Genomic DNA, 20,344 nt, shown 5'->3' with positions numbered 1-20,344 from the left:
GCTGTTAAGCAAGTATATAGGATAATTGTTTGTAAATGAATACCAAGACCAACAGATTGTTCTTTATTGATGCCATGCGTGCATGGGCAATCCTAATGATGCTCCAAGGTCATTTCATAGATGGTCTTTTAGACCCCGTCTTTAGAGATAGAGAAAACATGGTTTTCAGTGTCTGGCAGTACTTTAGAGGTATTACAGCTCCCGTTTTCTTTACCGTTTCTGGTTTTATTTTCACATACCTGCTCATAAAGGTTCCTCAAAAAGGGTTTGAAAACCCAAGAGTAAAAAAAGGCATCCGTCGTGGATTGCAATTGTTATTGATTGGTTATTTCTTGCGAATGAACCTTTTTGGAATCTTAACCGGTGAAATTTATGATTCGTTTTATCTAGTAGATGTCCTGCATTGTATTGGCCTTTCCATATTAACACTTATTGGGGTTTATCTTTTTACTATTAAAAGAAAAAAACATCTCTTTCCAACGCTACTCTTAGGAATTACTATTGTGCTGTTCTTATTTGAACCGTTGTTTAAACAATGGACGTTTTCATTTTTACCCAATGCCATTGCAAACTACTTTACCAAAGCAAATGGTTCTGTGTTCACAATAATTCCGTGGTTGGGATATGCCACCATAGGAGGATTTATTTCTGTTCTATTTAACCGTTTCAAAGACTATAAGCACCTATATGAAGTTGCCATTAGTTTAGCGCTAGTTTTTGGGTCCATATTGATTTTCGCTTCTTCGGATTTCTTTTTATACACACACAGAATAACAGGCATACAGCTTTTTGCAGATATCTTCTTTAATAATTACCTCTTTATTAGATTAGGTGATGTGTTCGTAATCTTTGCAATTTTTATGTTGCTTCGCAAGTTTATGACCAACAAAATAGTATTGAGTATTGGTGCAAGCACCCTCTCTATATATGTAATCCATTTTGTTATTCTTTATGGAAGTTTTACGGGTTTGGGATTGTATAGATTTTTCAATCACATTTTAATTCCCCCCGTAGTAATTGCGGGTGCATTGGCGTTCATGTTTGCCTGTACATTTTTGGCTTTGAAATATGGCAAACATGAATCTGAAATCAAGGGCAACATTGCCTGGGGAATAGACTATGTGAAAAATCAAAGTATTGGCATCTACAAAGCAAGTAAACCAATACGAAAAGAAGCATTCCATAAGGCAAGACTTTTTCTACTTAGAATTTTGGGGTTGGTTAAAAACTAACTGGTTCTTCAGTTTTTCACAAAAAATAGTTAAATGCAAGATTTATAGGTTTTTATACCGACATAACTAGTGTAAATCTTGTATTATGTTTGCTGCATATAAGGTAAAAAGCTTGGTGCTTTTCTCTATTTACCTTTTTATTTCTTTCATATATCACTTTGGGAATCACAGAGCTGTTGCTGTTGAAAAAGAACCTTCAGTTAATGAAAAAGAGATTTCAGCTTATTTCTTAGATCTGTTAAATGAAAATGACTCTCGGGTAACCGTTAAGGCAATCAATTTCATTGACGAAAATTGGAAAGAAAGTTATGAAATTATGCTCTTGGAATCTTTATATTTTTCAAAGTCTCCGGCACATTCCAATAAGCTACTTAGGCTATTGGAAAAAAAAACCAACAAGCAATTTGGTTTCGATTATGACAAATGGTTTCAATGGCTTTGGAATAAGGAAGCAACATATTCTGATGCCTATTATCATTTTAAAGCAGAGCTTCATCAATTTATAGATCCTAAATTCAGAAAGTACTTTTTAGACAGAAGTGATCAATCCCTAATTAGATTGGATGAAGTACGCTGGGGTGGCGTATTTCAAGATGGCATTCCCCCATTACGCAATCCAAAAATGATAGCTCCCATAGAAGCTAATTATTTAGATGACAATGCCACCGTCTTTGGAATAGAGGTAAATGGAGATGCCAGAGCATACCCAAAACAAATTTTAGCTTGGCATGAAATGTTTGTTGATGATGTTGGCGGGGTTCCCGTTGCCGGGGTGTATTGCACCTTGTGCGGAACCGTAATTCTGTACAAAACTGAGCATAATAGAATTAACCATAGCATAGGTACCAGTGGGTTTCTGTATCGCTCCAACAAGCTTATGTATGACAAGGCCACGCAATCTCTTTGGAGTACTTTGGAAGGAGAGCCTGTTATAGGGCCTTTGGTAGGAAAAGGAATAAAACTTGATTACTTAAGTGTAGTTACCACTACTTGGAGCGAATGGAAGAAAAGACATCCAGACACCCAAGTGCTGTCTTTGAATACTGGGCACCAAAGGGATTATAGGGAGGGAGTTGCCTACAAGGATTATTTTTCAACAGATAAATTAATGTTTACAGTTCCTAAAATAGATCCTAGATTAAAAAACAAAGATGAAATCCTTGCTATACGGTTACCTGAAGAAACTAAAGATAATATGGCCATCAGCAGTAAATTCTTAAAAAAGAATGTCATTTACGCTGGTAAAATTGGCAGTATCCATTTTACAGTATTTACAGATAAAACTGGAGCGCACCGCGTCTACAAAACGAAAGGAAAAACATTTACTCATTATGATGGAGAAAGCACTGTTACAGATATGAATGGAAATAAGTGGGAAATCGCAGAAAATGAATTGATTGGTCCACGTGAACAACTTATGGAACGATTACCATCCCATAATGCTTTTTGGTTTGGCTATAAGGCCGCTTTCCCAAATGTGATATTAATAAAGTAGGGTTGCTATGAGGAGGAGGAGAGCCCTGGCTATTTCGATAGTCAGGGCTCATTGTTTTTCCTAAATATGAAGCGCTCTATCTTCAGTCGCGGCCAAGGCAGCTTCCTTAACAGCCTCCGCATAGGTAGGGTGTGCATGGCTCATACGAGCTATATCTTCAGCCGATGCTCTAAATTCCATTGCAGTCACCCCCTCTGTAATTAGATCAGCGCAGCGTGCCCCAATCATATGAACTCCTAAAACTTCATCTGTAGTTTTATCTGCAAGTATTTTTACAAAGCCGTCAATATCCATACTGGCTCTGGCACGTCCTAAAGCTCGCATAGGGAATTGCCCAACTTTATATTCAATTCCACCCTCCTTCAATTCTTCTTCGGTTTTGCCTACGGCGGCAACTTCTGGCCACGTGTATACGACCCCTGGAATTAAGTTGTAGTCGATATGAGGCTTTTGTCCTGCTATCAGCTCTGCAACCATAGATCCTTCTTCTTCCGCTTTATGAGCCAACATAGCTCCTCGTACTACATCTCCAATAGCATAAATATTGGAAACATTGGTTTGTAAATGGTCATTGACCTCTACTCTGCCCCTATCATCCAGTTTTACTCCAGCTGCTTCAGCATTCAATCCATCTGTATAAGGTCTTCGCCCTACAGAAACCAAACAGTAGTCCCCTGTAAACGTTACTTCTTGCCCTTTTTTATCATCTGCTTTTACTACAACTTCGTCGCCATTGCGTTCTACAGATTTCACTTTATGTGATAGGCTGAACTTGACTTTCTGCTTTTTCATCGCCCTCATCAATTCTTTGGAAAGCCCACCATCCATTCCTGGAATAATTCGGTCCATGAATTCCACAACAGTAACTTCTGAACCTAGACGTTTGTATACTTGTCCCAATTCAAGTCCAATAACACCTCCACCAATCACAATCATATGTTTTGGAATCTCTTTGAGTTCCAAAGCCTCTGTGGAAGTTATAATACGTTCCTTGTCAATATTAATAAATGGAAGTGAAGATGGTTTGGAACCAGTCGCAATAATTGTATGTTTTGCTTCTATGGTTTCTTTCTTTCCATCTGTCTTATCTACATTGATATGCGTAGCATCTTTAAAACTACCTACTCCCTCATAGACATCAATTTTGTTTTTATCCATCAAAAACTGGATACCTTTGGTAGTTTGATCAACAACACCCTGCTTTCTGGCAATCATCTGTTTTAAATTCACTTTGATCTCGCCTGGAATGTCAATTCCATGCTCTTCAAAATGTTTTATGGCATCTTCATAATGATGCGAAGAGTCTAAAAGGGCCTTGGAAGGGATACAGCCCACATTTAGACAGGTACCACCCAATGTGCTATACTTTTCAATAATTGCAGTTTTCATTCCTAATTGCGCGCAGCGAATTGCCGCTACATAGCCTCCAGGTCCAGAGCCAATAACGGCTACATCATATTGATTCATATCTATTTCTTAGGGATATTATTTAGTTCGATAATCAATACAAAAATAACAATGTTTATCTGAAAAGGCTTTGTTCTTTTGAGATTTGATTTTGCATCAATTTTATCACAACTGGCATTAGCTGTTAAGCTTATCTTATTTTTCTTAACATTTTTACAACTTCTGGTTATATTTAGTTTATGCGAACTATACGATTAAATAAAGAAATAGAAGTATTTATAGCAGGTATTGGGGCTGCCCAAAGCTTTTTAATGGCATTTTACAGTTTCTCCGAACGAAAAAAAGACTTTAGGAACCTTTTACTTTGCCTGTTTTTTGTCTCCGTAACACTGCGCCTCACCAAATCTATTCTTTGGGTTTATTTGGATTCTATCCCCTTATGGTTTATCGATTTTGGTTTTATAGCACATTCAATTTCAGGGCCAGCCCTGTTTCTTTACACTTTGTATTTTCTATTTCCAAAAAAATGGACATCACAAAATCTTTTACATTTTGTGCCCAGCTCCATTTTATTATTTTTCATCACCTCTCTTTCGCTAAACGGCTTTTGGAATTCTGGCGGCTATTCCTTCCTGCTTTTTCATCAAGTAACATACAGTGGTTTGGCAGTTACTCTTTTGGCTGTGCGGTTTTTATCCAAAAAGCATCAATCACCAATAGATAGAACTTCTGTTATCTGGATAACAACCTTAGTCCTTGGGACCGCTTTGTTGCAATTTTTGTATTTCTCCAACTATATTCTAGGGCTTACGCCATATTTGCTTGGGCCAGTAACCTACCTACCATTTATCTACTTTATGGCGTTTCTGGTGTTCAAGAATCCTTCGCTCTTAAAGCATGAAGCTTCAAGGAAGCATCAAAACATAAGGCTCACGGAGAAAGAACTTTTTCATAGCGCAAAACAGCTTCAATCCTTAATGAAAAATGAAAAACTATATCTAGACCCAAGTTGCACTTTGAACAAGGTTGCAAAGCAGGCAAAATTACCCGCTTACCTTGTTTCGCACATTGTGAACAATACCATTGGAAAAAGCTTCCCTGATTTTTTAAATGGGTACAGGATTGAAGAGGCAAAAAAGTGCCTGCTCCATCCAAAATACAGAAACACTAAAATTGCAAGCATTGCCTATGATTGCGGGTTCAATACCCTATCTTCTTTTAATATTGCCTTTAAAAAGTTTACTGGTGTGACCCCAACAAAATTTCAGAAGGTCAAAGCATCCGTTTAGCCTTTTATAAATCCATCAGACGTATTCACTAATCAAAAAGGATTAGAAAGCACTAATTCCCATATTCGGTTTCGAATAAAATGGGTTTTAGGCTTCTATGAAACAGTATTTAAATACTTCTATATTTCAACCGTTAAAACAATATAGCAATAAGGAACTAAGCCTTATAAGTTGTTCTTTTCTGTACTTTTTCTGCTTGCTGTGTTCCTACTTTATTTTAAGGCCCTTACGAGATGAAATGGGTATTGTAAATGGCGCCATAAACATGCAATGGCTGTTTACTGGAACTTTTGTTGCCATGCTATGTATTGTTCCTTTATTTAGTCTTTTGATGTCTAGAAATTCAATCAAAAGAGTGCTTCTTTTTTCTTACTCTTTCTTCATTGGCAACATCTTACTATTTTATCTGCTTTTTGAAATTTTTGGTGTTTCAAGAATAGTTGCCATTTCATTTTTTATATGGTTAAGTGTTTTCAACCTGTTTGTGGTTTCCTTGTTCTGGAGTTTTATGGCCGATGTATTTTCAAGTAAGTCATCTAAACGGTTTTTTGGAATAATTGCTTCCGGAGGAAGTTTGGGAGCACTAACAGGGCCGGTAATAGCAAATCACCTAAGCTCAAGATATGCTATAAGTATGCTTTTAGTAGTTGCTGCTTTCTTTTTGCTAATTGCTCTTTTATGCATTCTTGGCATTCTTAAACTGTCAGGTAAGAAACAGCATTTTAACAAAGTAATCAAAACCAATACTGTAAACGTCACAAGGCTTTTTGAGGGAATTCAAAATATAATTAAATCACCATACCTAATAGGTATTGTTGCCTTTGTTCTGCTCTATACCTCTATTTCTACCGTTCTTTATTTTGAGCAAGCGCATATTGTAGAGGAAGTGCTGACCAAGAGCACGGAGCGGATACGTTATTTTTCAAGTATTGACTTTAGGGTAAACACAATAGCCATTATTGGTCAATTGTTTTTTACCGGAAGTATTATAAAAAAGTCTGGATTATCCATGGTTCTAGCTTCCATTCCTTTTATCATGGGCATTGGATTAATAATTCTAGGGCTAAATCCTTCTTTGAGCATCATTGCAATGTTGATGGTGGTGCACAGAGCTGGAAATTTTATGTTATTGCGTCCAAGCAAAGAAATCCTATTTACCGTTTCTTCTTTTGAAGATAAATACAAAGCCAAAAATTTTATAGATACTGCAATCTATCGTGGAGGAGATGCACTTGTCGGGTGGGTTTTTGCTGGATTTGTCGCTATTGGTTGGGGATTGGGCGCTATTGCATTCCTTGCTATACCTGTTTCCTTCTTATGGAGCTTTATTGGATATCAACTTGGAAAACAACAACTAAAAAAAGAGAATGTATTAACTTTAAACAACAAGACATGAAAACAATGTACAATCGTCGGGAAGCTCTAAAAATATCATTGTTGGCAGGAATTGGGCTTTCATTCCAATCATTTACAAACCCCTTGAATACAAATGAGAAAGTAATTTCCAGAATTATACCATCTACTGGAGAAGCATTGCCAGTTGTAGGGCTTGGTACATGGCAAACTTTTGATGTTGGAAATGCTCTTGAACAACGTGAAATTTTAAGTCAGGTACTACTGGAAATGTACCGTTTAGGGGGTACCGTTATTGATTCTTCACCCATGTATGGCAGTTCTGAAAAAGTGGTCGGTGATTTAACCAGTAAGCTGGATTTTAAAAACAAGCTGTTTTATGCCACCAAAGTTTGGACCTCAGGCAAACAAGCGGGAATTCGTCAAATGGAAGCATCTATGCAAAAAATGCGGCAAGCAAAAATGGATCTAATTCAGATTCATAATCTAACAGACTGGAAAACCCATGTTAAAACATTAAAAGATTGGAAACAACAACAAAAGATACGTTATTGGGGCATTACACACTATGTGGATTCATCCCATCGCACTTTAGAAGAAATAATTAAATCTGAGAGACCTGATTTTGTTCAATTTAATTACTCCATCCAATCAAGGCATGCGGAGGAATCATTATTTGAAACTGCTAGAAAATACAATACAGCAACGATTATAAATCAACCTTATGAAAGTGGTTCATTGTTTAGATTGGTAAGAGGAAAGGAAATCCCGCAATGGGCAAAAGAACAAGACATTAATAGCTGGGGACAATACTTTTTAAAATTCATTTTGTCCAACGAAAATGTAAGCTGTGTAATTCCAGGCACATCCAAACCACACCACATGATTGACAATATGGGAGCAGGTTTGGGTAAAATGCCCAACAGTAGCTTGAGAAGCAAAATGCTTTCTCACCTTAAAACACTTTAACCTAAATTAAAAAGGAGCTAAAGGGAATTTAACAGCGCCATATCTGCCTAACCAAACACCACCAATAAGAGATAGGTTCATTCCAGTCTCAAACCATAAAGGACCATGCCATTGACCGCACATTGCGGCAAAAGACATTTTACCAATAATGAACATTGAAATGAAAAAATGGGGTAAAAAATTGTCTTTTACTACTATTAAAGTTGCAATAAATCCTGCTAAAATAGCAGATGTAAAAAGTGACATGCTACCAAGAACTAGGTCTTGTGATGAAGAGGTACAAAAACTTAAATTATCAAATAAAATATCTTCTGAAATTGTGGTGTAAAGCATCAATGACAGTCCGCCAATGATTGTTGCCAGCACCGTGAGAAAAACTCGCGTACGGGAATTCATTTGTAAAAAAGGTGTTTTTTGATTGTTGTTTGTTTCTTGATTTAATCAGAAATTAGGAATATCATCCCGATGAAACTGTTCTTTTAACACTGCTTTACGTTAAACTTTCTTAAATATAAACTGAAGTACTGTTCTTCACTTCTTTGATAGAGAATGAACTTTGAGTGCTCCCTATATTGTTTATGGCTGTTAGTTTTGTAACCATAAACTCCCTGTAATTTTTCATGTTCTTTACATTCACTTTTAAAATGTAGTCATAATCACCACTTACATGAAAACATTCTGATACTTCTTCCAGTTTTAGGATTTCACGTTCAAAACGAAGTACATTTTCTTTGGTATGTTGCACCAATTTAATGTGGCACAACACAGTGAAGTCACGTTGCACCTTTTCTTTATTGACCAGGGCCACGTAATTGGTAATTACCCCGGTGCGTTCAAGTCTCCGTATTCGCTCATAAACTGCTGTTTTGGATAATTGCAAACTGTCCGCATACTCCTTTGTAGTTTTTTTACAGTCCTCTTGGAGCAATTTCACTAGTTGTCTATCCTTTTCATCCAGTTCCATTCTGATTATTTTTCGGTTAAAACCCTGCTATTCTATCAAAAATAGAACAAAAAACTAAAAAAATTAATATTTTAAGTTTAAAATCTATATTTACTTATTATTATTGACTTTAGTTCATCATACAGGTATTTTTACTAAAAAAGTATTCAAATGGACTATAAAGCATCAGAAAACATTCAGGACTTGCAATATTTTGGTGAGTTCGGAGGCGTTAACCCCTCAATATCAGATTCATCAACTTATACCTTTCTCTCGGCAAAAACCATGTTCGATACTTTTGAGGGCAACACGGAAGGCTGTTACCTATACAGCAGACACTCCTCTCCGTCCAATCTATATCTTGGTGAGGCCTTAGCGCAACTGGAAGGAACAGAATCTGCAAATGTATATGCAAGTGGAATGGGTGCCATTAGTTCCGTAATAATGCAATTGTGTGACGCCAACGAGCATATTGTATGTAGCCGAACCATTTATGGAGGTACGTATGCATTTCTTAAAAACTTTTTGAAGAAATTCAATATCTCCACTTCTTTCATTGATATTACCAATTTGGAAATTGTTGAGCAGTCCATCACCCCAAAAACAAAAATGATTTATTGTGAAGCAGTGAGTAATCCTTTGCTTGAGGTAGCGGATATCCAATCGCTTTCTAGATTGGCAAAAAAGCACGGGATTCCATTGGTTGTAGACAATACCTTTTCACCATTAAATATAAACGCAGCCAAACTCGGAGCTGACGTTGTCATACATAGTCTTACCAAATTTATAAACGGAAGTAGTGATTGCGTGGCTGGAGCAGTTTGCGCCTCCACAGATTTTTGCCTTAGCTTAAAAGATGTGAATGATGGTGCTGGAATGCTATTAGGTAGCACATTGGACAGTCTTAGGGCTGCTTCGATATTAAAAAACATGCGAACCCTGCATGTCCGTATCAAAAAGCACAGTGAGAATGCGCATTACTTGGCAACAGCCTTTGAAAAAGATGGTTTAAAAGTTGTGTACCCAGGTCTAGAAAGCCATCCAGGACATGAGACCATGAAAAATCAAATGAATGCTGAGTACGGTTTTGGAGGGTTAATGACTTTGGACGTAGGTTCGTTAGAAAACGCCAACGCTCTAATGGAATTAATGCAAAAAGAGAAATTGGGTTACTTGGCGGTAAGTCTTGGTTTTTATAAAACATTATTTAGTGCTCCGGGTACATCTACCTCTTCAGAAATTCCCTTGGAAGAACAAGAAGAACTAGGATTGTCACAAGGACTTATCCGCTTTTCTATAGGTTTGGACAATGATATTCATAAAACATATTTAACAATGCGCTCTTGCATGGAGAAATTGGATATCCTACCAAGAAAAGCCGTTCTGGTTTAGAAAGGTGAAATCTATCAGTTTGGAGAACAAGCTTCAAAATCGTAATATTACCTTCTACCAAACTCCAATTAATGTCTGAAAAGAAGAAAAAAGCCAAATATCGCGAAGACGAAAAAATCATTGAAAATAGAGAACTGAATATTTGGGAAGCCCTAATTCCCGTTTTTGCATTGGTAGGCATGTTGGCTTACAATGTGTATGTTTTTGGTGACGATGCACTTAGTGGCTCCAACCAGTTTATTTTGTTATTGGGTGGCGCCGTTGCTGCCATTGTTGGTTTCTTCAACAAGGTCTCCTATAAACAAATGATATCTGAAGTGGCAGAAAATGTAAAATCCACTACTGGAGCGTTGCTCATTTTATTAATGGTGGGCGCACTTTCTGGAACTTGGTTGGTAAGTGGTATTATTCCGGCGATGATTTATTATGGTTTGCAAATACTAAATCCCACTATTTTTCTAGCAGCATGTGTTATCATTTGTGCAATCATTTCTATTGCAACGGGAAGTAGCTGGACAACTTCTGCGACTGTTGGTATTGCCTTAATAGGCATTGGAGAAGCATTAGGTATTTCTTTAGGAATGACAGCAGGTGCTGTGCTTTCAGGAGCCTATTTTGGAGATAAAATGTCGCCTTTAAGTGATACCACCAATCTAGCACCAGCGATGGCAGGGGGAGATTTGTTCTCCCATATTCGCTATATGACCTGGACCACGATTCCTACCATTAGCATTACCTTTTTGGTTTTTATAATTCTAGGATTCACAATAGACTCTTCAGGAGTTACAGACACGGATGCCATTCTAAAAAATATAGCCTCCACTTTCAATATTAATGGATGGCTTTTCATTGTCCCTTTAGTTGTTATCTTTTTAATTGTAAAAAAAGCCCCCCCACTATTGGCTTTATTGATAGGAACGCTTTTGGGAGGAGTATTCGCTTTGATTTTTCAGCCAGAAATAGTGACTAGTATTGGTGGTGGAACAAGTCTCAATTTTGAATCTGGTTATAAGGGCATCTTAAACGCAATCACTGTGGATACCAATATTGCCACAGATGACCCTGCTTTGAGTAAATTATTTTCATCTGGAGGAATGTCCGGAATGTTAGGGACCATTTGGCTAATTGTTTGTGCTATGGTATTTGGTGGCATCATGGATGGTATAGGAGCTTTAGAGCGTATTACGAAGTCTCTTTTGAGCATGGCAAAAACCACCTTTGGTTTGTTTGCAAGTACAGTTGGGAGTTGTTTGGCACTTAACGTAACCGCATCCGATCAATATTTAGCCCTTGTTGTACCAGGTAAAATGTTCGCCAAAGCATATAAAGAAAGAGGGTTAGCTCCAGAAAACCTGAGTAGAACATTGGAAGACTCAGGGACGGTAACCTCTGTTTTAATCCCTTGGAATACTTGTGGTGCATACCATAGCGGTGTTTTGGGTGTTGGCGTTGCAGAATATTTTTTCTACGCCATCTTTAATTGGTTAAGTCCATTTATGACCTTGTTGTTTGCAGCTTTTAGAATTAAAATAAAGCAACTGGCAACCCCAGCTAATGCATAGTGTAGTCTATAAATTCTGGTTAAATATTTTATGATAAATGCGCTAATAAGCGTTTATATTTTTACCTTCACGCCAATATAAATTTCTATAAAATGGCTTCAATAACATTAGGAGGAAACCCTGCCAATACAGTAGGTGAACTTCCATCAACAAATACAACAGCACCTAGTTTTAAGCTTACAAAATCTGACCTATCCGAGGTTTCTCTATCAGATTATACCGGACACAAACTTGTATTGAATATTTTTCCAAGTGTGGACACGGGTACCTGTGCAAAATCAGTTCGTCAATTTAACGAAGAAGCTGCAAAACTTGAAAACACAAAAATTTTATGCATTTCCAAAGATTTACCTTTTGCCCAAGCACGTTTTTGTGGAGCAGAAGGAATTGAAAATGTAGACATGCTTTCTGATTATAAAACGGGAAGCTTTGGAAAGGAATATGGTGTTGCCTTCGCCGATAGTGCATTTGCTACACTTCTCTCCAGATGCATTGTTGTAATAGACCAGAACGGAAAAATTGTACATACAGAACAAGTGGCTGAAACGGCGGACGAACCAAACTACAAGGCTGCTTTAGAAGCACTTATGAATGCCTAAAGAGTCTTTTCTAAAAAATAGAATAAAAAGTGTAGGGTATGCCATGAAGGGCATGTTCCTGCTTTTACGCACTGAGTCCAGTATTAAGATTCAGTTTGTAATTGCGTTGGTCGTAACGGGCGCAGGTTTCTATTTTAATATTTCAAACACTGAATGGATGATTCAGTTGATCGCCATTGGCATGGTCATGGGGATAGAGGGGCTAAACACCGCCGTTGAGAAATTATCTGATTTTGTTCAGCCAGAAAAAGATCCTAAAATTGGCTTTATTAAGGATGTCTCCGCTGGTGCCGTTATGATCGTATCCATTTTGGCTGGCATTGTTGGACTTCTAATTTATGTGCCAAAATTGGTTTAAGTAACATCTAGGAACGTCTTTAGCATCGTAAATTTGTAAATTAGCCCCCATATTAAAAAGATTAATGGCAAAAAAGAGGACAAAATCCAAACCTACATCCGCCAAAAAAGGTTTTTCATTAAAACTCTCGAAGCAAAATAAAATTATTCTGGGAAGTCTTTTGATTGTCCTCAGCATAGCTTTGTTTTTCTCCTTTATGTCTTTCTATTTTACCTGGCAAGAAGACCAGAGCATGCTTTCTGAGTTTAAGGATAGAAACGCTCAGGCAAGTAACTTGCTAAATAAATTTGGTGCAGGCATAAGTCATTTTTTTATGTACAAAGGCTTTGGCCTTGCCTCATTTGCTTTCCCCTTATTACTGGCAATTACAGGATTATATCTTTTTCTTGGACTTGATAGTAAGGGACTCATAGGTAAATGGATTTGGGGCTTGATTGGAATTATTTGGATTTCAGTAGCACTTGGTTTTTTTGCTGTTGAACTACCCCTTCTAGGTGGCCTGATCGGTTATGAAATGAATGATTTCCTTCAAGACTATACCGGAAAAATAGGAGTGTTCCTATTGCTTTTGTTTGTTTTGATTATAATCTTAGTGCAATTGTTCAACTTCTCTCCAGAAGGCATTGCAAACTTCTTTCGTTCCCAAAGACAGAATCTTAAATCTGATTTAAAAAAGAGCACCCCAAAGACAAAAACGCTGGTTTCAGATGAAGGAAGTATCGAATTAAGTATGGATACCGACACTCCCGTTGTTGTAGATACTTACACTCACAAAAAAGATATTCCACCCATAAAAAATGAAGCTGGCTTAGATGTCAATCTTCCAGAAGAAGATGATTTAGGCATAGCCTTGAAAGTTGAAAAAGTCACCGAAGAAAAGGAAGAGAAAGATATCAAGGCTGAGAAATTGGTCAAAGATTATGGTGAATTTGACCCAAAGCTGGAATTGGGAAATTACAAATTCCCTCCCTTAGATCTTCTAGACCCTCATGGAGCATCAGGTGGTATTACCATTAACCAAGAAGAGCTTGAGGAGAATAAAAATAGGATTGTTAGTACCCTAAAGAATTATAAAATTGGTATTGCCCAAATAAAAGCGACAATTGGCCCAACGGTTACGCTTTATGAGATAGTTCCAGAAGCTGGTGTTAGAATATCCAAGATTAAAAACCTTGAAGACGATATTGCCCTTTCATTAGCTGCATTAGGTATTAGGATCATAGCACCTATTCCTGGTAAAGGCACTATTGGTATTGAAGTTCCCAATAAGAACGCGACAACCGTTTCCATGCGATCGGTGATTGCTTCAAACAAATTTCAAAAGGCAGAAATGGAGCTTCCCATTGCCTTTGGAAAAACCATTAGCAATGAAACTTTTGTGGTTGATTTGGCCAAAATGCCCCACATGCTTATGGCAGGTGCTACTGGTCAAGGAAAATCCGTTGGATTGAATGCTGTTATCACCTCTTTGCTCTACAAAAAACATCCTGCGGAAGTCAAGTTTATTCTTGTAGATCCTAAAAAAGTGGAATTAACACTTTATAATAAAATTGAACGTCATTTCTTGGCAAAACTTCCAGATTCTGAAGAAGCCATTATAACGGACAATAATAAAGTAATCAATACCTTAAATTCCCTTTGTATAGAAATGGATAACAGGTACGAATTGCTCAAATTGGCAATGGTCCGTAACATTAAGGAATATAATGTAAAGTTCAAATCAAGAAAATTAAACCCTAATGATGGGCATAAGTTCCTTCCGTACATTGTTTTGGTGATTGATGAATTTGCAGATTTGATAATGACCGCAGGTAAAGAAGTGGAGACCCCTATTGCCAGATTGGCACAATTGGCCAGAGCAATAGGTATTCATTTAATAATAGCAACGCAAAGACCTTCGGTAAATGTGATAACAGGTATCATAAAAGCTAACTTCCCCGCTAGGATTGCATTTAGGGTTACTTCAAAAATAGATTCCAGAACTATTCTAGACGCTCAAGGAGCAGATCAACTTATAGGTCGTGGAGATATGTTGTTCACCCAAGGTAATGATGTTACCCGATTGCAATGTGCTTTTGTAGATACTCCTGAAGTTAGCAAGATTACGGAATACATAGGCTCTCAACGCGCTTATCCAGATGCACATTTACTTCCGGAATATGTAGGTGAGGATTCTGGCACGGGGATTGATTATGATATCTCGGATAGAGATGCTATGTTCCGAGATGCTGCGGAAGTTATTGTAACAGCGCAACAGGGTTCCGCCTCTCTTATTCAACGAAAATTAAAATTAGGATATAATAGAGCTGGCAGAATTATTGACCAATTGGAAGCAGCCGGAATCGTAGGACCTTTTGAAGGTAGTAAAGCAAGGCAAGTGTTGGTCCCAGACATTTATTCTTTAGAACAACTTTTACAAAACGAAAAAAAGTAAACCATGTTTAAAAAACAACTTCTTTTTATAGGAATCATGACTCTTGGCATCTTTTCTTATGGACAAAATTCTTCCAAAGCAAAAACACTGCTAGATGATGTTTATACCAAGGTAATGAGCTATGAAAATATCTACATTGATTTTAAGTCTACCTTAGAAAATACCGAAGCAAACCTTAAACAAGAAACCAATGGAAATGTTACTATAAGCGGTGATAAATATATACTTGATTATTTAGGCGCGCAGCAGTTAAATGACGGGAGAAAAGTATATACCATTGTTCCTGAAAATGAGGAAGTAACCGTTGAAGATATTAACGAGGACAACAACATTGTTACCCCGTCAAAAATGCTGACCTTTTATAGAACCGGACATAATTATGAATGGGACATCCTTCAAAATGTGGAAGGTCGAAAAATTCAATATGTGAAATTAACCCCAATTGACTCAAATACTGAGATTAAATCTATCCTGTTAGGAGTGGATATTCAGACCAAACACATCTATAAGCTTATTCAAACTGGTGAAAACAGCACCAAAACATCCATCACCGTTAATTCTTTCAAAACAAATCAGTCACTTTCAAATACCCTGTTTACCTTTGACGCGAAAAAATACGAAGACAAAGGTTACTATATCATAAGAAACTAAGGCATTGAAAATACTAGACCAGTATATTTTAACTCGATTTCTCTATAATTTCTTTAGCGCTTTCTTTATCCTGATCGTTATTTTCATCTTTCAGGGAATCTGGCTCTTTATTGATGATTTAGCGGGTAAAGGTCTGGGCATTGTCATTATCGGTAAATTTATTTTCTACTTTATCCCAACATTGGTAGACAAAGTATTGCCATTAACAGTATTATTGGCTTCCATTCTTACTTTTGGCACCTTTGCGGAAAACTATGAATTTGCGGCCATGAAAGCTTCAGGGATATCGCTGCAAAGAGGTATGCGCAGTCTTATCGTATATGTTATCCTGCTAGGTGGGGTCACCTTCTTCTTCGCCAATACGGTTATTCCAAAATCTGAACAAAAAATGTTTAACCTTAGGCGGAATATTGCCAAGGTAAAACCGGCAGCGGCCATTACCGAAGGTATTTTTAGTGATTTTGAAGGTACTGGTGAGGGAATGAATATAAAAGTGGATAAAAAGTATGGGGAACAGGACCGTTTTTTAGATAATGTAATCATCCATAAAAAAACAAAGCAAAGCGTAAACAACACGGTCATAAAGGCTAAGGAGGGTGAATTAATAAGTAGTGAAGAATCCAATATTATACAATTGGTTCTAAAAGATGGTCATTATTATGAGGAATTAAAGCCCAAAGGCAGCAAAGACAGAAAAAAACATCCGTTTGCCAAGTCCAAGTTTGAGACATATACCATCAACATAGATATTTCGGAACTAAATAATCAAGATTTAGAAGAAGACAGAAATATTACCACGGATAAGATGAAAAATGTTAGCCGTTTAATTAAGGATATTGACTCTATCGGAAAGAACAATTTGGAAAAAGTTGAAGCTTTTTCTAAAAACATTGTCAACCGTATGGGAGCGTTCCCTGAAACCAAAGTAAAGGATAGTACACTTATTAAAGCACAACTCATAAGTTCAGCGGTAAATGATACCATAAAAAACAAAAAGATTACCAACGATACTATTAAAACAGTTGATGAACTATTGACTAGCCTTCCCGAATGGCAGCATTTACAGGTAGTAAACAATGCAAAAACTACGGTATCAAGTATTCTGACCACTGTAGTCACCAAAAAGGAAGAATTACAGAAAAGATTCAAATTCTATAACAGCCATATATTGTCCTTACATAAGAAATACGCACTTGCTTTTTCATGTATCATCCTTTTCTTTGTGGGAGCACCTTTAGGGGCCATTATCAGAAAAGGGGGACTGGGCTTACCTATGGTTGTTGCTATTATGTTATTTTTGACCTATTATTTTATTGGGGTATTTGCCAGCAATTATGCCAAGGAAGGAAACATAAGCAACATTTTAGGGGCATGGCTCCCAACATTGATCATGCTTCCACTTGGAATCTCTTTAACCAGAAGAGCCACTGCAGATAAAGGCCTAATAGGATTTGGACATATTGTGGACGGGATAAAAAACCTGTTCAAAAAGAAAGAAAAAGCTTCTAAAGAATAATGGTTACCAAAGAAAAGAAAGTAGAACTCAATGCCATTGAGGATGCTATTGAAGACATCAGACAGGGCAAGGTCATTATCGTTGTAGATGATGAGAATAGAGAAAATGAAGGGGATTTTTTGGCCGCAGCAGAAATGGTTACCCCAGAAACCATAAACTTTATGGCCAAGCATGGGCGTGGCCTAATCTGCACTCCACTTACAGAAGGAAGGTGTGAAGAATTAGGACTCCATAAAATGGTTACCCATAACTCTGATCCTTTAGAAACCGCTTTTACCGTTTCTGTTGACCTTCGTGGTAATGGGGTTACCACGGGTATTTCAGCAGCAGACCGAGCTAAAACAGTCATAGCACTTACAGAAAAAAGTACTAAACCACATGAACTGGCTAGACCGGGGCATATTTTCCCATTGATTGCAAAAGAAGGTGGTGTACTGAGAAGAACTGGACATACTGAAGCAGCAATTGACTTTGCCAGATTGGCAGATCTTAAACCTGCTGGGGTGATTGTTGAAATCATGAACGAAGATGGTAGCATGGCTCGCTTACCAGAACTTATTAAAGTTGCCAAAAAGTTTGACCTTAAGATTGTTTCTATTGAAGATTTAATTGCTTACCGGATGGAGCACGACAGTCTTATAGAGCGCAAGGAAGCTTTTGATATAAAAACACGCTTTGGAGATTTTCGTTTACGGGCCTATAAGCAAACTACCAATGACCAAGTTCATATTGCTTTGGTACGCGGTACTTGGAAAAGTGGCGAGCCTATTTTGACCCGTATAAATTCTACTTTGGTCAATAATGATATTCTGGGCACTTTGACCAATAACCCTGATGAAGCGTTAAGCAAAATGTTTGATGCGTTGAATGGGGAGGAAAAAAGTGCGATGATTTTCATCAATCAAGGAAACCAAAATATGAATATATTGGGTCGTCTGGCGGAGTTTAAAAAAATACAAGCCCCTGATGGCGTAACAAAAGCGCCTAAAATTGATATGGACACCAAAGATTTTGGTATTGGTGCTCAAATTCTGCACGATTTGAATATCTCAAAAATTAGATTACTCACCAATTCAGGAAAAACGCGTCGTGTAGGTATGATTGGCTATGGTTTAGAGATTGTTGATTACGTAAATTACTAAACAACCTCTTTAATGACACCTGCCATTCTTTCTGCTCGTTGATGCACTTCATCTTCCATCCAGCTTAGCTTAATTAAGCATGAAATAGTGCGACCTATCCAATGGTCCGATGCAGAGAAATCCGATTTTGAATAGTCAGGTAAGCCATCTATAACTTCTTTGGGTAGACTACCCAACGATTTCAAATTAGTTAAATGCTCCCATTTTCGGTAATAGTGCCAATTGTTATCATACCAATAAAAACAGGCATCAACACCAGATGCACCTAAGTTTTCATGTAACTTCCTGGTGATTTCCTCGGTAGGTAAGAAAAAATTCAGAAACGAATAGTTCTCCACTCCGCCTTCTGGCACTCTTCTAAAGGTAACTTCTGGAATACTGGATAATACCTCTCTTAAAATAGTATAGTTCCGTTTTTGAATTTCTAAAAAATCATCCAACCTTGAAACTTGTGCTAAACCCACTGCAGCATGCAGTTCTGAAATTCTAAAATTGTATCCCAAAAATGGATGTTGCTCCGCTCCCCTATCGCTGCCCAAATGGTCATGCCCATGATCTGAGTATTTATGGGCATTTTCATAGTACGATTCATTATTCGTAATTAAAGCCCCTCCTTCCCCACAAGTAATCGTCTTTACATAATCAAAAGAAAAACAACCTAAGTCACCTATGCTTCCCAAAGGTTTTCCTTGGTAACTGCCACCAATAGCCTGACATGCATCTTCCAATAATAGCAAGCCGTGTTTTGTACAGATAGATTTTAATGCCACTAAGTCTGCCATAGATCCACACATGTGCACAGGCATTACAACTTTGGTACGTTCTGTAATTGCTTCTTCTACCATTTTGGGGTTAAGAGTAAGCGTATCATCAACATCAACAAGAATTGGGACTGCTCCTATGGCTAAAATAGATTCAAAACTGGCCACAAAAGTAAATGTGGGCATAATTACCTCGTCCCCTGCTCCAACTCCTGCGCTTGCCAATGCTACTGTTAGGGCAGCTGTACCGCTACTTAATAAGTGAACATGCTTTGTTTGCATTCTTTCCGCTAATGCGGCTTCCAATTCTTTTGCTTTCCAATGCCCTTGTCGGTTCCCATCAAATCCATAGCGCATCAACACTCCAGAATCAAGCACATCCTGTACTTGTTTCCGTTCGTTATCTCCAAAAAGTTCAAAACCTGGCATATAATTTTAATTTAAAATTTTCGTCGTTACGGAATCGACAAATAGTTTATGTAAAGAACCACAATTTAATTGCCATGGCAACCACCATGACCACCAAAAATGTCTTTATAAATCCATCTCCTTTTTTAACCGAGAATCTACTGGCCACCCAAGCACCTGTTCCATTTCCAATGGCCAAAATGAACCCAAGTTTCCAATTTACCTTATCATTAAAAGCAAATACAGCTAAAGCGGACAACATATAGATAAAGACCACGACCACTTTTGTCGCATTCACTCTTACCAAATTCATTCTATTGACAAAATGCATAAACAAAATCATTAAAAACCCCAAACCTGCATTAATAAACCCTCCATAAATACCAAAAAAGAAAAATACTACAATACTGAGCCATAAATATTTTCCAGTAAGGCGTTCTTGCATTTCAATGAGCTTCATTTTAGGTTTAAAAATGATAATCAAAACCACTGCCATCATTACAATGGCAAGAATCCTGTTAAATGCTTCGCCATCAATATCAACTGCAATCTTTGCTCCGATAATAGACCCTAAAAAAGCCGAAATACCCAAATAGATATTAAAAGGATATGTAGACACTCCCTTACTTTTAAAACCCGCGGTTGCCATGGCGGTCTGTATAACAATAGCTACTCTATTGGTGCCATTGGCCACGCTAGGTGGTAGTCCAAGGAAAATTAATGTTGGTAAAGAAAGTAAAGAACCTCCCCCTGCAATGGTATTGATAAAACCAACCGCAAAACCCACAATAATTAAAAGTGCATAATGGTACCATTGATCCATGGGCGTAAAA

The 20,344-nt window shown here is 37.5% G+C and carries 18 protein-coding genes; 13 read left to right on the top strand and 5 right to left on the bottom strand.

The features are described from left to right. The first annotated feature begins 35 nt into the window (after window positions 1–35). The gene (locus SJY44_RS10870; RefSeq protein ID WP_396589725.1) at window positions 36–1,232 is read left to right on the top strand and encodes an acyltransferase family protein; all 1,197 of its coding nucleotides are present in this window, start codon (window positions 36–38) and stop codon (window positions 1,230–1,232) included. Between the two features lie 85 nt (window positions 1,233–1,317). Further along, entirely contained in the window at window positions 1,318–2,727 is a 1,410-nt protein-coding gene (locus SJY44_RS10865) for a DUF3179 domain-containing protein (RefSeq protein WP_396589724.1), read from the top strand. A gap of 60 nt (window positions 2,728–2,787) precedes the next feature. On the opposite strand, the gene lpdA is transcribed toward SJY44_RS10865, so the two are convergent. Next, entirely contained in the window at window positions 2,788–4,194 is a 1,407-nt protein-coding gene (lpdA, locus tag SJY44_RS10860) for a dihydrolipoyl dehydrogenase (RefSeq protein ID WP_396589723.1), read from the bottom strand. A gap of 179 nt (window positions 4,195–4,373) precedes the next feature. Between lpdA and SJY44_RS10855 the strand changes: the two genes are divergently transcribed. The 3 genes from SJY44_RS10855 (at window position 4,374) to SJY44_RS10845 (ending at window position 7,745) form a co-directional block, all read left to right on the top strand. Then, window positions 4,374–5,423 carry a helix-turn-helix domain-containing protein gene (locus SJY44_RS10855; protein WP_396589722.1) on the top strand — a complete coding sequence of 350 codons (1,050 nt, stop codon included), beginning with the start codon at window positions 4,374–4,376 and terminating at the stop codon, window positions 5,421–5,423. A gap of 97 nt (window positions 5,424–5,520) precedes the next feature. Next, the gene (locus SJY44_RS10850) at window positions 5,521–6,819 is read left to right on the top strand and encodes an NTP/NDP exchange transporter (RefSeq protein ID WP_396589721.1); all 1,299 of its coding nucleotides are present in this window, start codon (window positions 5,521–5,523) and stop codon (window positions 6,817–6,819) included. Beyond that, window positions 6,816–7,745, top strand: coding sequence for an aldo/keto reductase (locus SJY44_RS10845; RefSeq protein ID WP_396589720.1), 930 nt, complete (start codon window positions 6,816–6,818; stop codon window positions 7,743–7,745). The genes SJY44_RS10850 and SJY44_RS10845 overlap by 4 nt, the downstream gene beginning before the upstream one ends. A gap of 6 nt (window positions 7,746–7,751) precedes the next feature. On the opposite strand, the gene SJY44_RS10840 is transcribed toward SJY44_RS10845, so the two are convergent. Both SJY44_RS10840 and SJY44_RS10835 read right to left on the bottom strand, forming a co-directional pair. Continuing rightward, window positions 7,752–8,141, bottom strand: coding sequence for a hypothetical protein (locus SJY44_RS10840; protein WP_396589719.1), 390 nt, complete (start codon window positions 8,139–8,141; stop codon window positions 7,752–7,754). 109 nt (window positions 8,142–8,250) lie between these two features. Beyond that, window positions 8,251–8,709: an Lrp/AsnC family transcriptional regulator gene (locus tag SJY44_RS10835; protein ID WP_298925873.1), complete on the bottom strand. Its 459-nt coding sequence runs from the start codon at window positions 8,707–8,709 to the stop codon at window positions 8,251–8,253. 150 nt (window positions 8,710–8,859) lie between these two features. Between SJY44_RS10835 and SJY44_RS10830 the strand changes: the two genes are divergently transcribed. From SJY44_RS10830 to ribB, 8 genes are all read left to right on the top strand, one after another. After that, window positions 8,860–10,080, top strand: coding sequence for an aminotransferase class I/II-fold pyridoxal phosphate-dependent enzyme (locus tag SJY44_RS10830; protein ID WP_396589718.1), 1,221 nt, complete (start codon window positions 8,860–8,862; stop codon window positions 10,078–10,080). Between the two features lie 71 nt (window positions 10,081–10,151). Next, the gene (gene nhaC, locus SJY44_RS10825; protein WP_396589717.1) at window positions 10,152–11,642 is read left to right on the top strand and encodes a Na+/H+ antiporter NhaC; all 1,491 of its coding nucleotides are present in this window, start codon (window positions 10,152–10,154) and stop codon (window positions 11,640–11,642) included. 92 nt (window positions 11,643–11,734) lie between these two features. Further along, window positions 11,735–12,241 (top strand): thiol peroxidase, encoded by a 507-nt coding sequence (tpx, locus tag SJY44_RS10820; RefSeq protein ID WP_396589716.1) that lies wholly within the window; start codon window positions 11,735–11,737, stop codon window positions 12,239–12,241. Next, on the top strand, window positions 12,234–12,599 hold the full coding sequence (locus tag SJY44_RS10815; RefSeq protein WP_396589715.1) for a diacylglycerol kinase family protein: 366 nt from the start codon (window positions 12,234–12,236) through the stop codon (window positions 12,597–12,599). Before tpx ends, SJY44_RS10815 begins: the two co-directional genes overlap by 8 nt. Window positions 12,600–12,663: 64 nt before the next feature. Further along, window positions 12,664–15,033 carry a DNA translocase FtsK 4TM domain-containing protein gene (locus SJY44_RS10810; RefSeq protein ID WP_396589714.1) on the top strand — a complete coding sequence of 790 codons (2,370 nt, stop codon included), beginning with the start codon at window positions 12,664–12,666 and terminating at the stop codon, window positions 15,031–15,033. A 3-nt stretch (window positions 15,034–15,036) separates the two neighbouring features. Then, complete coding sequence (locus SJY44_RS10805) at window positions 15,037–15,684, top strand: outer membrane lipoprotein carrier protein LolA (protein ID WP_396589713.1); 648 nt, start codon at window positions 15,037–15,039, stop codon at window positions 15,682–15,684. A 4-nt stretch (window positions 15,685–15,688) separates the two neighbouring features. After that, window positions 15,689–17,200, top strand: coding sequence for an LptF/LptG family permease (locus SJY44_RS10800; RefSeq protein WP_396589712.1), 1,512 nt, complete (start codon window positions 15,689–15,691; stop codon window positions 17,198–17,200). After that, the gene (gene ribB / locus SJY44_RS10795; RefSeq protein WP_396589711.1) at window positions 17,200–18,342 is read left to right on the top strand and encodes a 3,4-dihydroxy-2-butanone-4-phosphate synthase; all 1,143 of its coding nucleotides are present in this window, start codon (window positions 17,200–17,202) and stop codon (window positions 18,340–18,342) included. The genes SJY44_RS10800 and ribB overlap by 1 nt, the downstream gene beginning before the upstream one ends. Here the strand turns inward: ribB and SJY44_RS10790 are convergent. Both SJY44_RS10790 and SJY44_RS10785 read right to left on the bottom strand, forming a co-directional pair. Further along, window positions 18,339–19,532 carry a DegT/DnrJ/EryC1/StrS family aminotransferase gene (locus SJY44_RS10790; RefSeq protein WP_396589710.1) on the bottom strand — a complete coding sequence of 398 codons (1,194 nt, stop codon included), beginning with the start codon at window positions 19,530–19,532 and terminating at the stop codon, window positions 18,339–18,341. The two genes, ribB and SJY44_RS10790, sit on opposite strands and share 4 nt — an antisense overlap. Before the next feature lie 46 nt (window positions 19,533–19,578). Beyond that, window positions 19,579–20,334 carry a sulfite exporter TauE/SafE family protein gene (locus SJY44_RS10785; RefSeq protein WP_396589709.1) on the bottom strand — a complete coding sequence of 252 codons (756 nt, stop codon included), beginning with the start codon at window positions 20,332–20,334 and terminating at the stop codon, window positions 19,579–19,581. Window positions 20,335–20,344 lie beyond the last annotated feature (10 nt).

The organism is Allomuricauda sp. R78024, assembly GCF_044596045.1.
Classification (GTDB): Bacteria; Bacteroidota; Bacteroidia; order Flavobacteriales; family Flavobacteriaceae; genus Flagellimonas.
Note: the sequence above shows the minus strand (reverse complement) of the source record. Positions and strands in the feature narration are given on the sequence as shown.

Bases quoted from the DNA above. Each gene is read 5' to 3' on its own strand.
- SJY44_RS10785 (WP_396589709.1), bottom strand. From the start codon at position 20,334: ATGGATCAATGGTACCATTATGCACTTTTAATTATTGTGGGTTTTGCG.
- SJY44_RS10790 (WP_396589710.1), bottom strand. From the start codon at position 19,532: ATGCCAGGTTTTGAACTTTTTGGAGATAACGAACGGAAACAAGTACAG.
- tpx (WP_396589716.1), top strand. From the start codon at position 11,735: ATGGCTTCAATAACATTAGGAGGAAACCCTGCCAATACAGTAGGTGAA.
- SJY44_RS10835 (WP_298925873.1), bottom strand. From the start codon at position 8,709: ATGGAACTGGATGAAAAGGATAGACAACTAGTGAAATTGCTCCAAGAG.
- SJY44_RS10870 (WP_396589725.1), top strand. From the start codon at position 36: ATGAATACCAAGACCAACAGATTGTTCTTTATTGATGCCATGCGTGCA.
- SJY44_RS10845 (WP_396589720.1), top strand. From the start codon at position 6,816: ATGAAAACAATGTACAATCGTCGGGAAGCTCTAAAAATATCATTGTTG.
- nhaC (WP_396589717.1), top strand. From the start codon at position 10,152: ATGTCTGAAAAGAAGAAAAAAGCCAAATATCGCGAAGACGAAAAAATC.
- lpdA (WP_396589723.1), bottom strand. From the start codon at position 4,194: ATGAATCAATATGATGTAGCCGTTATTGGCTCTGGACCTGGAGGCTAT.
- SJY44_RS10830 (WP_396589718.1), top strand. From the start codon at position 8,860: ATGGACTATAAAGCATCAGAAAACATTCAGGACTTGCAATATTTTGGT.
- ribB (WP_396589711.1), top strand. From the start codon at position 17,200: ATGGTTACCAAAGAAAAGAAAGTAGAACTCAATGCCATTGAGGATGCT.
- SJY44_RS10865 (WP_396589724.1), top strand. From the start codon at position 1,318: ATGTTTGCTGCATATAAGGTAAAAAGCTTGGTGCTTTTCTCTATTTAC.
- SJY44_RS10815 (WP_396589715.1), top strand. From the start codon at position 12,234: ATGCCTAAAGAGTCTTTTCTAAAAAATAGAATAAAAAGTGTAGGGTAT.
- SJY44_RS10810 (WP_396589714.1), top strand. From the start codon at position 12,664: ATGGCAAAAAAGAGGACAAAATCCAAACCTACATCCGCCAAAAAAGGT.
- SJY44_RS10840 (WP_396589719.1), bottom strand. From the start codon at position 8,141: ATGAATTCCCGTACGCGAGTTTTTCTCACGGTGCTGGCAACAATCATT.
- SJY44_RS10855 (WP_396589722.1), top strand. From the start codon at position 4,374: ATGCGAACTATACGATTAAATAAAGAAATAGAAGTATTTATAGCAGGT.
- SJY44_RS10805 (WP_396589713.1), top strand. From the start codon at position 15,037: ATGTTTAAAAAACAACTTCTTTTTATAGGAATCATGACTCTTGGCATC.
- SJY44_RS10850 (WP_396589721.1), top strand. From the start codon at position 5,521: ATGAAACAGTATTTAAATACTTCTATATTTCAACCGTTAAAACAATAT.